Origin of the sequence: Xanthobacter autotrophicus, assembly GCF_030015065.1 — a bacterium.
Classification (GTDB): domain Bacteria; phylum Pseudomonadota; class Alphaproteobacteria; order Rhizobiales; family Xanthobacteraceae; genus Xanthobacter; species Xanthobacter autotrophicus_D.
Genome location: NZ_JAIVFN010000020.1, coordinates 35,854 through 48,586, shown reverse-complemented (window position 1 = coordinate 48,586; position 12,733 = coordinate 35,854). Strand labels below are relative to the sequence as shown.

At 68.0% G+C, this 12,733-nt stretch carries 9 protein-coding genes and 1 riboswitch; of the genes, 6 read left to right on the top strand and 3 right to left on the bottom strand.

The window, feature by feature from the left end; genetic code table 11:
• Nucleotides 1-160: 160 nt before the first annotated feature.
• Nucleotides 161-2,491 (top strand): hydantoinase B/oxoprolinase family protein, encoded by a 2,331-nt coding sequence (locus K9U40_RS06660; protein WP_282889427.1) that lies wholly within the window; start codon nt 161-163, stop codon nt 2,489-2,491.
• 81 nt (nt 2,492-2,572) lie between these two features.
• Nucleotides 2,573-3,079, top strand: a complete 507-nt coding sequence (locus K9U40_RS06655) for an acetone carboxylase subunit gamma (RefSeq protein WP_282889426.1) — start codon at nt 2,573-2,575, stop codon at nt 3,077-3,079.
• A gap of 64 nt (nt 3,080-3,143) precedes the next feature.
• Here the strand turns inward: K9U40_RS06655 and K9U40_RS06650 are convergent, their stop codons facing one another.
• From K9U40_RS06650 to K9U40_RS06640, 3 genes are all read right to left on the bottom strand, one after another.
• Nucleotides 3,144-4,010: a sulfite oxidase heme-binding subunit YedZ gene (locus K9U40_RS06650; RefSeq protein WP_282889425.1), complete on the bottom strand. Its 867-nt coding sequence runs from the start codon at nt 4,008-4,010 to the stop codon at nt 3,144-3,146.
• Between the two features lie 160 nt (nt 4,011-4,170).
• A complete protein-coding gene (locus K9U40_RS06645) occupies nt 4,171-5,256 on the bottom strand; it encodes a tellurite resistance TerB family protein (protein ID WP_282889424.1) in 1,086 nt (361 codons plus the stop codon).
• A 181-nt stretch (nt 5,257-5,437) separates the two neighbouring features.
• Nucleotides 5,438-6,232, bottom strand: a complete 795-nt coding sequence (locus tag K9U40_RS06640; RefSeq protein ID WP_282889423.1) for a thymidylate synthase — start codon at nt 6,230-6,232, stop codon at nt 5,438-5,440.
• A gap of 171 nt (nt 6,233-6,403) precedes the next feature.
• Nucleotides 6,404-6,537, top strand: a riboswitch (TPP riboswitch).
• Nucleotides 6,538-6,619: 82 nt separating this feature from the next.
• Here K9U40_RS06640 and thiC point away from each other — a divergent pair.
• The 4 genes from thiC to K9U40_RS06620 all read left to right on the top strand — a co-directional run bounded on the left by thiC (nt 6,620) and on the right by K9U40_RS06620 (nt 12,654).
• The gene (thiC, locus tag K9U40_RS06635; protein WP_282889422.1) at nt 6,620-8,488 is read left to right on the top strand and encodes a phosphomethylpyrimidine synthase ThiC; all 1,869 of its coding nucleotides are present in this window, start codon (nt 6,620-6,622) and stop codon (nt 8,486-8,488) included.
• A gap of 196 nt (nt 8,489-8,684) precedes the next feature.
• The gene (locus K9U40_RS06630) at nt 8,685-10,259 is read left to right on the top strand and encodes a Do family serine endopeptidase (protein WP_282889421.1); all 1,575 of its coding nucleotides are present in this window, start codon (nt 8,685-8,687) and stop codon (nt 10,257-10,259) included.
• Nucleotides 10,260-10,496: 237 nt separating this feature from the next.
• On the top strand, nt 10,497-11,213 hold the full coding sequence (locus K9U40_RS06625; RefSeq protein WP_282889420.1) for a winged helix-turn-helix domain-containing protein: 717 nt from the start codon (nt 10,497-10,499) through the stop codon (nt 11,211-11,213).
• 52 nt (nt 11,214-11,265) lie between these two features.
• Nucleotides 11,266-12,654 carry an ATP-binding protein gene (locus K9U40_RS06620; RefSeq protein WP_282889419.1) on the top strand — a complete coding sequence of 463 codons (1,389 nt, stop codon included), beginning with the start codon at nt 11,266-11,268 and terminating at the stop codon, nt 12,652-12,654.
• Nucleotides 12,655-12,733 lie beyond the last annotated feature (79 nt).

The window sequence follows — 12,733 nt, the reverse complement described above, 5'->3', positions numbered from 1 at the left end:
TCGTCGTGGCAACGCCCCATTCCCCCCTCCCAACCCTCTCCCGCAAGCGGGAGAGGGCTTTGAGCGGCGACGGCCGACAACCGCCGGCTTTCAAAATCGCGCCTCGCAAGATCCGACTTCCAAGGACGCCAACTCAAAAGAACTCAAAGGAAACGACCCCATGAACGTGACTGTGAACCAGAGCACCCTCGAGGGTGCGACGCGCGGCATCGTGCGCGGCGGCGAGACGCTGAAGGAGCATCGCGACCGCCTCATGGCCGCCACCAAGGCCACCGGCCGGTATGCCGGCCTGAAGAAACTGGAGCTGCGCGAGAGCGAGCCCATCCTCTACAACAAGCTGTTCTCGCGCCTGCGGGCCGGCGTGGTGGATGCCCGCGAGACCGCCAAGAAGATCGCCGCCTCGCCCATCGTGGAGCAGGAGGGCGAGCTTTGCTTCACCCTCTACAACGCCGCGGGCGACAGCCTTCTCACCTCCACCGGCATCATCATCCATGTGGGAACCATGGGTGCCGCCATCAAATACATGATCGAGAACAATTGGGAGGCCAATCCCGGCGTCCATGACAAGGACATCTTCTGCAACAACGACAGCCTCATCGGAAACGTGCACCCGTGCGACATCCACACCATCGTTCCCATCTTCTGGGAGGGTGAGCTGATCGGCTGGGTGGGTGGCGTCACCCACGTCATCGACACCGGCGCGGTGGGGCCGGGCTCCATGGCCACGGGGCAGGTGCAGCGCTTCGGCGACGGCTATTCCATCACCTGCCGCAAGGTGGGCGCCAACGATGAATTGTTCCGCGACTGGCTGCACGAGAGCCAGCGCATGGTGCGCACCACCCGCTACTGGATGCTGGACGAGCGCACCCGCATCGCCGGCTGTCACATGATCCGCAAGCTGGTGGAAGAGGTGGTCGCGGAAGAGGGCATCGAGGCCTACTGGAAGTTCGCCTACGAGGCGGTGGAGCACGGCCGGCTCGGCCTTCAGGCCCGCATCAAGGCCATGACCATCCCCGGCACCTACCGGCAGGTGGGCTTCGTGGACGTGCCCTACGCCCATGAGGACGTGCGGGTGCCCTCCGATTTCGCCAAGCTCGACACCATCATGCACGCCCCCTGCGAGATGACCATCCGCCGGGACGGCACCTGGCGCCTCGATTTCGAGGGATCGAGCCGCTGGGGCTGGCACACTTACAACGCCCACCAGGTCAGCTTCACCTCGGGCATCTGGGTGATGATGACCCAGACCCTCATCCCGTCCGAGATGATCAACGACGGCGCCGCCTACGGCACCGAGTTCCGCCTGCCCAAGGGCACCTGGATGAACCCGGACGACCGCCGCGTCGCCTTCTCCTATAGCTGGCACTTCCTCGTGTCCGCCTGGACGGCCCTGTGGCGGGGCCTGTCGCGCTCCTATTTCGGGCGCGGCTATCTGGAGGAGGTCAATGCCGGCAACGCCAACACCTCCAACTGGCTGCAGGGTGGCGGCTTCAACCAGTACGACGAGATCCACGCCGTGAACTCGTTCGAGTGCGCCGCCAACGGCACCGGGGCCACCGCGGTGCAGGACGGCCTGTCGCACGCCGCCGCCATCTGGAATCCGGAAGGCGACATGGGCGACATGGAGATCTGGGAACTGGCGGAGCCGCTGGTCTATCTCGGCCGGCAGATCAAGGCGTCCTCGGGCGGCTCCGGCAAGTATCGCGGCGGCTGCGGCTTCGAGAGCCTGCGCATGGTCTGGAACGCCAAGGACTGGACCATGTTCTTCATGGGCAACGGCCACATCTCGTCCGACTGGGGGCTGATGGGCGGCTATCCGGCGGCCTCCGGCTATCGCTTCGCCGCCCACAAGACCAACCTGAAGGAGCTGATCGCGTCCGGCGCCGAGATCCCGCTCGGCGGCGACACCGATCCGGAGAACCCCACCTGGGACGCCATGCTGCCCGACGCCCTGATCAAGCGCGACAAGCAGGCCATCACCACCGAGGAGATGTTCTCCGACTACGACCTCTACCTCAACTACATGCGCGGCGGCCCCGGCTTCGGCGATCCGCTGGATCGCGAGCCGCAGGCGGTGGCCGACGACATCAATGGCGGCTACGTGCTGGAGCGCTTCGCCGGCGATGTCTATGGCGTCGTGGTGAGGAAGGGGGCGGACGGGCAATATGTGGTGGACGAGGCCGCCACCGCTGCTGCCCGCGCGCAGATCCGCAAGGACCGCATCGCCAAGTCCGTGCCGGTCGCCGAGTGGATGAAGGGCGAGCGGGAGAAGATCCTGGCCAAGGATGCGGGCACGCAGGTGCGGCAGATGTTCGCCGCCTCCTTCAAGCTGGGACCGAAGTTCGAGAAGGACTTCCGCGCCTTCTGGAGCCTGCCCGACAGCTGGACCCTGCCGGAGGAGGAGATCGGCGTGCCCACCTACGGCTCGCGCTACTCCATGGACATCTCCGAACTGCCCGACGTGCACACCGTGCAGTTCGTGGAGGAATGATCCCTCCACTGGGCGGCGGCGACGCCCGTCGCTGCCGCCCGTTTTTTTCCGGGAAATCAAATATCAATTGGAGGAACACCCATGGCCTATACCCGCTCGAAGATCGTCGATCTCGTCGAAGGCAAGATTGATCCCGATACGCTCCACCAGATGCTCTCCACCCCCAAGGACCCCGAGCGGTTCGTGACCTATGTGGAGATCCTGCAGGAGCGTGTGCCGTGGGACGACAGGATCATCCTGCCCCTTGGCCCGAAACTCTTCATCGTGCAGCAGAAGGTCTCCAAAAAATGGACCGTGCGCTGCGAATGCGGCCACGATTTCTGCGACTTCAAGGACAATTGGAAGCTCAGCGCCCGCGTCCATGTGCGCGACACGCCGCAGAAGATGGAGGAGATCTATCCCCGCCTCATGGCGCCGACGCCGTCCTGGCAGGTGATCCGGGAATATTTCTGCCCCGAGTGCGGCACCCTTCATGATGTGGAGGCGCCCACCCCCTGGTATCCGGTGATCCACGATTTCTCGCCGGATATCGAAGGCTTCTACCAGGAGTGGCTCGGCCTGCCGGTGCCGGAGCGGGCCGACGCCTGATCCGATCGAACTAAAGCGCAGACGGGGGCGGGCGACCGCCCCCTTTTTCGTGCGGCACGGCCGCTCAGGAGGCTTCGATCTTCGTCTGTGTCGCCGGAGCGGTCCGGCGACGGCCGCGCGCGGGGGCCTCCTCCCGCCGCTGGGCGGCGAGCACGGCCAGGGCGAGCCCCGCCCCCAGCACCCACCAGGCCGGGCGCGGGCCGAGATCGAAGGAGAGGTTCGCCTGCGCCACCAGCCACGGATCCACCCGCGTGGCGAGGCCATACCACAGCACTTCCACCCCCGCCGTCAGCACGGCGGACAGCACGGCGAGGCCGGCGACGCCTAGCGGCGGCACGTCGCCGGCGAGGCGGAAGGCGACGCGATAGGCGAACAGGAATACGAACAGGCCGGCCATCAGCACCGGCTCGGTCACGTCGAGCTTCGATTGCAGGAAAAAGTGCACCGCTCCCAGCATGGCGATGGCGTAGACTGCCATGTGCAGCCGGTTCCACCGCTCCGTTCCGAGCCGGCGGATGGCACCGTCGAACGAGGTGGAGCCCAGCGCGATGAGCAGCGCCAGCGCCACCGCGCCGATGGTGAGATAGATGCGCATCACGATCTCGCTCAGCGCCCGCCCGGCGCCCTGGTCCACGACGAACAGCAGCAGGTGGAAGGCGGCGTAGAACAGCGCCGCGAGGCCGAAGGTGCGGCGCCCGAAATAGAGCTTGGGATAAGACAAAAGCCGGCGCAGCGGCGTGATGGCGAGGGTCACGGCGAGGAAGCGGATGGCCCACAGCCCGGTGAAGTGGATGGCCTCGGTCCAGGGCCGCGCGCCAAGCATGCCGTTGGCGGCAAGGCCCGCGAGCCAGACCGCCGGCAGCATCGTGGCGACGAGGAACAGCGTCTTCTCGGGGCTGAACCTGCCGGATCGTTCGTGGAAGAGGGGCATGGGGCGTTCGCTCGCGTCCTTGGCTGCGCATGGTGGGTGGAGCATGGGCTCCCCGTCCCGAACGGCAAGGCCATGTCGCTGGCCATTCCGTCTCCATTACGCAGGGCAGCGGGGCGTTGTTACGGCCCCGCCGCGCACGATGGCGTGAGCATGGCCCGCCTCAGGCGTTCAGGTCGGCGTCCACCTGCGCCTTGAGGCCCGGATCTATGCCCAGCGCCGTGGCGAGGCTGGCGAGATACTGCTTTTCCGCCGCGCTGTCGGGACGGATCGCCATGGCCGAGGCGGCGTAGATCTCCAGCGCGGCCTCGGGGCTGGTGGCCGCATCCATCACCTGCCGCGGGTCCACGGGCGTGGTGAGGAAGGCAATCAGCGCATCGCGTTCCGGCGATGCCGCTCCCAGCCGGGCGAGGCCGCCGCTGATGCGCTCCAGCTCGTCCTGATCGATGGCGCCGTCGGCCTGCGCCGCCGCGGCCATGGCGGAGAGTAGCACGCCCGAGAAGGCTTCCGCTCCGCCCGGCGCCTGGGTGGGCGCGAAGCCGGCAGCCTCCGGCGAGCCGGAGCTGAAAGCCGAGCGGCCTCCCGACTGGGCCTGCCACTTGCGGAAGGCGTTCCACGCCAACATGCCGATGACGGCGAGGCCGCCATATTTCACGAGGTCGCCGGTGCCGGACTGCGGGGCAGGCGAGGGGACTGGAGCCGGCGAGGGCGCCGGCGCCTGCGGGGAGGGTGTCGGGAAGGGGCTTGGTGCGGACGAGGTTCCCGGACCGCCGAGCGCGTCCTGGGCGATGTCGCCGAGGCCGCCCGAAGCGGCTCCCCCGGTCACGCCGCCGGAGGGGCCGCCGCTTCCGGCAGGCGCGCCGCCGCCCAGGATCTGGCCGAGAATGTCGCCGAGGCCACCGGGAAGTCCGGATGGGGCGCCGCCGCCGTCGCTGCCGCCACCCGGACGCTGGCCCGCGCCGCCGCCCAGGATCTGGCCGAGAATGTCACCGAGCCCGCCTGGCAGGCCGCTCTGACCACCCTGGGTGCGGCCGCCGCCCGCGCCGCCGCCCAGCACCTGGCCGAGGATGTCGCCGAGGCCGCCGGCGCTGCTTTGGCCCGAGGGGGCCTGTCCGGCGCCTTGTCCCTCAAGGACGCTCTTGAGGATCTGGTCGAGGCCGCCGGCGCTTGCGCCGCTGCCGCCACGCACGCTGCCGTTGCTGAGCGCGGCTCCGATGAGCTGCCCCAGAAGACTTCCTGCATCCGCCATGAGACCCTCCCTGAAGCCCGGCGCGATCCGCTTGCTCCGCAAGGGGTCGAACGGGCTTTTCCTTGAGTTTGGAGACGGCGACCCCGGTCAGGTTGTCCCAACCGGGCCGGATCCTGTGGAACGAGCGGTAGGCACGAGCCGAAAAAGTGGACGGAACGAGGACGTGCGTCCGCGCCCGGATTCAGACCGCCACCGGCGCCTTGATGGCCGGGTGCGGATCATAGCCCACAATTTCCACATCCTCGTAACGGAAGGCGAAGAGGTCGGTGACGGCCGGGTTCAGCTTGAGGCGCGGCAGCGCGCGGGGCGTGCGCTGAAGCTGCGCGCGGGCCTGCTCCAGATGGTTCACGTAGAGGTGCGCGTCGCCCAGCGTGTGCACGAAATCGCCCACGCCCAGCCCGGTCACCTGCGCCACCATGTGGGTGAGCAGCGCGTAGGAGGCGATGTTGAAGGGCACGCCCAGGAACACGTCCGCCGAGCGCTGGTAGAGCTGGCAGGAGAGCTTGCCTTCCAGCACGTAGAACTGGAACAGGCAGTGGCAGGGCGGTAGCGCCATCTTCGATACATCCGCCGGGTTCCAGGCGGTGACGATGAGGCGGCGTGAATCGGGATTGCGGCGGATGTCCGAGACCACCTGCGCGATCTGGTCGATGACGCCGCCTTCAGGCGTCGGCCAGGAGCGCCACTGATGGCCGTAGACCGGACCGAGGTCGCCCTTCGCGTCGGCCCACTCGTCCCAGATGGTGACGCCGTTGTCCTTGAGGTAGCGGATGTTGGTGTCGCCGGCGAGGAACCACAGAAGCTCGTGGACGATGGATTTCAGGTGCAGCTTCTTGGTGGTCACGAGGGGAAAGCCCTCTCCCAGCGCAAAGCGCATCTGGGCGCCGAAGACCGACAGCGTGCCGGTTCCGGTGCGGTCGTCCTTGCGGACGCCTTCGTCGAGGATGCGGCGGAGAAGGTCGTGATACTGGTGCATGCCGCCCGTCCCGGGGCGCCGCCGGGCGCCCTTCGCCCCCTTATGTAGGGCAGGACGGCACCGCTCTCAAACAGCCGCGCAAATCACAAGGCATGGATGTCCCCAGAATGGATGGCCATGCCCCATGCTGCGCCGCAGCGTTGACATTGGGCTTTCGTATACACACACTCGGATCGTTCCAAGGGGGGCCCCGGAAGGGGCTGAGATTTCGCAAGTTCACTGGCTGCGATGGCCAGAGGCACCGCGATGACCCTTCGAACCTGATCCGGGTCATACCGGCGAAGGGATCGGAACCTGTGCGCGCGGCACGTCACGTCCGTAGCGTACCCGTCTCCTAGCTCTACCCCCGGCTCTCGTTGAAAGCGCAAGCTGAACGGAGAACCGCACATGCTGGACGAAGCCTCGACGTCCTCCCTGAAGGTCACCACCGGGGCCCTGCCCCATTCCCGCAAGGTGTTCGTCTCCGCCACACGGCCGGACGTGCGCGTCGCCATGCGCGAGATTTCTCTTTCCGATCCCGCCGAGAGGCCGGTCCGGGTCTACGACACCTCCGGTCCCTATACTGACCCGGAGGCCGTCATCGACCTCACCAAGGGCCTGCCGCAGCTGCGTGCGCAGTGGATCCGCGAGCGCGGCGACGTGGAGGAGGTGGAGGGCCGCCAGGTCAAGCCCGAGGACGATGGCCTCAAGGACGGCCAGTCCTCCAGCCTGCCCCAGTTCGACCTTTCCGGCCGCCGGCCGCTGCGCGCCAAGGCGGGCAAGCGCCCGACCCAGATGGCCTATGCGCGGGCCGGCATCATCACGCCCGAGATGGAATATGTCGCCGCGCGCGAGAACCTCGCGAAGGCCAATGGCGGCGCCCATCCCCATCACCAGGCCATGGGCCTCGGCGCGGTGATCCCCTCCGACATCACGCCGGAATTCGTGCGGCAGGAAGTGGCGCGTGGCCGCGCCATCATCCCCAACAACATCAACCACCCCGAAACCGAGCCGATGGCCATCGGCCGGAACTTCCTGGTGAAGATCAACGCCAATATCGGCAATTCCGCCGTCACCTCCGGTGTCGCGGAAGAGGTGGACAAGCTGGTGTGGGCCACCCGCTGGGGGGCCGACACGGTGATGGACCTGTCGACCGGCAAGAACATCCACACCATCCGCGAATGGATCATGCGCAACTCGCCGGTGCCCATCGGCACCGTGCCCATGTACCAGGCGCTGGAGAAGGTGAACGGCGTCGCCGAGGACCTGACCTGGGAGATCTTCCGCGACACGGTGATCGAGCAGGCCGAGCAAGGCGTGGACTACATGACGGTGCATGCCGGCGTGCGCCTGCCTTATGTGCCGCTCACCGCCAACCGGGTGACGGGCATCGTCTCCCGCGGCGGCTCCATCATGGCCAAGTGGTGCCTTGCCCACCACAAGGAGAGCTTCCTCTACGAGAATTTCGAGGAGCTGTGCGAGATCCTCGCCCAGTATGACGTGGCCTTCTCCCTCGGTGACGGCCTGCGTCCCGGCTCCATCGCCGACGCCAACGACGCCGCCCAGTTCGCCGAGCTGGAGACCCTGGGCGAGCTCACCGAGATCGCCTGGAAGTACGATTGCCAGGTGATGATCGAGGGCCCCGGCCACGTGCCGCTCCACCTCATCCGCGAGAATGTGGAGAAGCAGCTGAAGGTCTGCCATGAGGCGCCGTTCTACACCCTCGGCCCGCTGGTGACCGACATCTCCCCCGGCTACGACCACATCTCCTCCGCCATCGGCGCGGCGATGATCGGCTGGTTCGGCACCGCCATGCTCTGCTACGTGACGCCGAAGGAGCATCTCGGCCTGCCCGACCGCGACGACGTGAAGGCCGGCGTCATCTCCTACAAGATCGCGGCCCATGCGGCTGACCTTGCCAAGGGGCATCCGGCGGCGCGCATCCGCGACGATGCGCTGTCGCGGGCGCGCTTCACCTTCCGCTGGCGCGACCAGTTCGCGCTCTCGCTCGACCCGGAGACGGCCGAGCGCTTCCACGACGAGACGCTCCCCGCCGAGGGCGCCAAGGTGGCGCATTTCTGCTCCATGTGCGGGCCGAAATTCTGCTCCATGAAGATCTCGCAGGAACTGAAACTGGAGGCCGGCGACATCGCCCGCGCCCAGGCGGACAATCTCGCCTCGGCCGGCATGGCGGAGATGGCGAAGAAGTTCCGCGAGGGCGGCGGCCTCATCTATACGCCGGCGCCCGAGGTGGCCGAGCCGCCGCCGGCGGAGTGAGCGCGATAAAGGTGGATGACACAGGGGCGGCCTTCGGGCCGCCCTTTGTGTTTGGGGCGGCTCCGACCGGCGTCACGCATGCGTTATCCACATTACGGATCGTTAATTCCGCAGCCAGACTGCCGTAACGGTCCGCGCCTTAGCTTGCCTCTCGAACCTGCCGGTCAGGGCAGACAACAGAGAGACGCGAACGCACATGACCCGCTCCGACAACACTCCCTCCGTGACGAAGCGCCACCGCAAGGCTCTCCTGGCCGGCGTCGTCGGTCTCGCGCTCGCCGGCGTCGTGGCCGGCCAGTTCATGCCGCCGCTGAATGCTCCCGCCGCCGCGCAGATCACCACCAGCCAGCCGGCCGGCACCTTCTCCTTCGCCGACATCGTCGAGAAGGTCTCGCCCGCCGTCGTCTCGGTGAAGGTGAAGAAGGACGCCGGTGATCGGATGGCCATGAGTGGCGACCTCGGCGGCAATGTTCCTCCCCAGATCGAGCAGTTCCTGAAGCGCTTCGGCTTCGGTGACGGCCAGGGTCCGATGGGTCCCGGTGGTCCCGGCATGGGTCCGCGCGGCGGCCATGGCCCCAAGGGCGAGCGCCCGGTGGTGGGCCAGGGCTCCGGCTTCATCATCTCGGCCGACGGCTATGTGGTGACCAACAATCACGTGGTGGACGGCGCCGACGAGGTGGACGTGACCACCACCGACGGCAAGGAATACCAGGCCAAGGTCATCGGCACCGATCCGCGTACCGACGTGGCCCTGCTGAAGATCGAGAACGTCACCAACCTGCCGTGGGTGAAGCTCGCGGACAGCGCCCCGCGCGTCGGCGACTGGGTGATCGCGGTGGGCAACCCGTTCGGCCTCGGCGGCACGGTGACCGCCGGCATCGTCTCGGCCCGCGGTCGCGACATCGGCTCCGGCCCCTATGACGACTTCATCCAGATCGACGCCCCCATCAACCGGGGCAATTCGGGCGGCCCGACCTTCTCGCTGAACGGCGAGGTGATCGGCATGAACACCGCCATTGTCTCCCCCTCGGGCGGCAATGTGGGCATCGCCTTCGCCATTCCCTCCGAGACCGTGAAGACGGTGGTGACCCAGCTGCGCGAGAAGGGCTCGGTGGCCCGCGGCTATATCGGTGTCCAGATCCAGCCGGTGACCGAGGACCTCGCCTCCGGCCTCGGCATCAAGGAGACCGAGGGCGCCCTCGTGGCCCAGGTGCAGCCGAACACCCCCGGCGCCAAGGCTGGGCTGAAGGCCGGCGACGTGATCGTGAAGGTGAACAACGAAGCCATCAAGGACGCCCGCGACCTCACCCGCAAGGTGGGCATGATGAAGCCGGGCACCGAGATCCAGCTCGCGCTCATCCGCGACACCAAGCCGATGACCCTGTCGCTGACCCTCGACCAGCTGCCCACCGACCAGCAGATGGCCGCGCGTTCCGGCACCCCGCAGAGCGAGGATGACGCGACCGGCGGCAACAAGGACCTGCCGCGTCTCGGCCTCCAGCTCGCTCCCTCCAAGAGCGTGCAGGGCGCCGGCGGCGAGGGCGTGGTGGTGACCGGCGTCGATCCCAACGGTGTCGCCGCCCAGCGCGGCTTCAAGACCGGCGACGTGATCCTGAAGGTGGGCGACAAGGCCGTCGCCACCCCCAAGGATGTGCGCGACGGCCTCGCCGCCGCCAAGGCCGAGAACCGCAAGGCGGTGCTGATCCAGGTGAAGAGCGAGCAGGGCGTGCGCTTCGTCGCCATTACCCTCGACACCAAGGCCAAGGGCTGAGCCTCAGGGTCCGGCGGCGACGCCCGCCGGACCCCGTCGTTTCGGAACCGAGGCGGATGTTCGCCATCGCCCCCTGATGCCGCTTCGGCTCCAACGGCGCGGGACGCTCGGAAGGGCTTCCCGCGCCATGTCTTTTTCCAGGATGCCCCGACGCTTTCCCTTTCCCCGGCGGGAGGGGCGGGCCGGCGTGCAAGCCCGACGCCCCGCATGGACCTGCCGGCAAGGTGAGCTATTGTGATGACAGCGAATCTCGATCCGGATCCCCGTTCTGCCATGCGCCTCCTCCTTGTCGAGGACGACCGCGACGCCGCCGAATATCTGCGCAAGGCCTTCCGCGAGGCCGGACACGTGGTGGACCTTGCTGCCGATGGGGAGGAGGGGCTCGCCCTCGCCCTGGACGGTAAGTACGACGTGATGGTGGTGGACCGCATGCTGCCCGTGCGCGACGGGCTCTCCCTCGTGACCGAGCTGCGCGGGCGCGGGCATACCACGCCGGTGCTCATCCTCTCCGCCCTCGGCCAGGTGGACGACCGGGTGCAGGGCCTCAGGGCCGGCGGCGACGACTATTTGCCCAAGCCCTACGCCTTCACCGAGCTTCTGGCACGGGTGGAGGCCCTGTCGCGTCGCGGCGTCTCGCAGGCGGCGGAGACGGTCTACAAGGTCGCGGATCTGGAGCTGGACCGCCTCGCCCACCGCGTCGCCCGCTCCGGCAGGGAAATCGCGCTCCAGCCGCGGGAGTTCCGGCTGCTCGAATATCTCATGCGCCATGCCGGGCAGGTGGTGACACGCACCATGCTGCTGGAAAACGTGTGGGACTACCATTTCGACCCGCAGACCAACGTCATCGACGTGCACGTCTCCCGCCTGCGCTCCAAGATCGACAAGGGCTTCGACGTGCCCCTCATCCACACCGTGCGCGGCGCCGGCTACATGGTGCGGGCGGGTGCGGCGTGAGCCTGGGTTGCGAGGACCGCTCGCCGTTGGCCGCGCGATCTGGCGTGTTCCCATGACATTCCTTGCCCATCTCGCGCGGCTGGTCCGCACCACCGCATTCAAGCTGCTGGCGGCCTATCTGCTGGTGTTCGCGGTGTTCGCGGTGTCGGTCATCGTCTACACGGCGTGGCACACGCGCGAGCTGATCCAGGGGCAGGTGGCGGACGATCTCGACCGGGAGGTGCGCTTCCTCGCCGACCAATACCGCATCGGCGGCATCCAGCGCCTCGTCTATGTGATCGACCGCAGGACCCGGCGGCCGGGCTCCTCCATCTACATGGTCACCAATTTCCAGGGCGAGGTGCTGGCCGCCAACGTCTCGGACCTGCCCATCGGCCTCCTCGACAAGGACGGCACGCGCTTCACCACCTACAACCGTCCGGACGACCCCGGCTTCAAGAGCCATGTGGCGTTCGTGCAGACCCTGATCCTGCCCGGCGGCTACCGCATGCTGGTCGGCCGCGACATCGAGGAGCGCGACACCCTGCGCGACCTCGTGGCCCGGCCGGCGCAATGGGCGGTGCTGCTCATCGTGGTGCTGGGCCTCGCCGGCGGCGTGTTCGTGACGCGGCGGGTGCTCAAGCGCATCGATTCCATGACTGCCACCGCCGAGACCATCATGGCCGGCAACCTCTCCGGCCGCCTCGCCATGACCGGCACGCAGGACGAGTTCGACCGGCTGGCCCACTCGCTGAACGCCATGCTCGACCGCATCGAGGGCCTGATGCAGGGCCTGAAAGAGGTCTCCGACAATATCGCCCACGACCTGAAGACCCCGCTCACCCGCCTGCGCAACCGCTCCGAGGAGGCGCTGCGCACGGCGCGCACGGAGGCGGACTGGCGGGCGGCCCTGGAAGATACCATCGAGGAGAGCGACGGCCTCATCCGCACCTTCGACGCTTTGCTCATGATCGCCCGCGCCGAGGCCGGGCAGGCCCGCGCCATCATGGCCGACCTCGACCTCGCCGAGATTGCGGAGAACGTCTCCGAGCTTTACGAGCCGCTGGCGGACGAGCAGGGCCTCGACCTCGTGGTCACGGTGGCGCCGGTGACCATCCACGGGGTTAAGGAGCTGCTGGCGCAGGCCCTGTCCAACCTCATCGACAACGCCATCAAGTATGGCCGCCCGCCCGACGGGGGCAGGGGGCGCATCGCCGTCACCCTCGCGCGGCAGGGCGCGGAGGCCGTCCTCACCGTGGCCGATACGGGGCCCGGCATCCCGGCGGCGGATCGCGAGCGGGTGGTGGAGCGCTTCGTGCGGCTGGAGGCGAGCCGTACACGGCCCGGCTCCGGGCTCGGCCTCGCGCTGGTGGGGGCGGTGGCGCGCCTGCATGGCGGCAGCCTGAGTTTCGCCGATGCCGGTCCCGGCCTCGTCGCCACGCTGCGCCTGCCGTCCAGGTGACGCCCTGATGCACGGCCCGGCGCTGCGGCGGTCTCCCGGTCTTCCCGCGGGTGAGAATTATCTGTTTACCGTGCTGCCT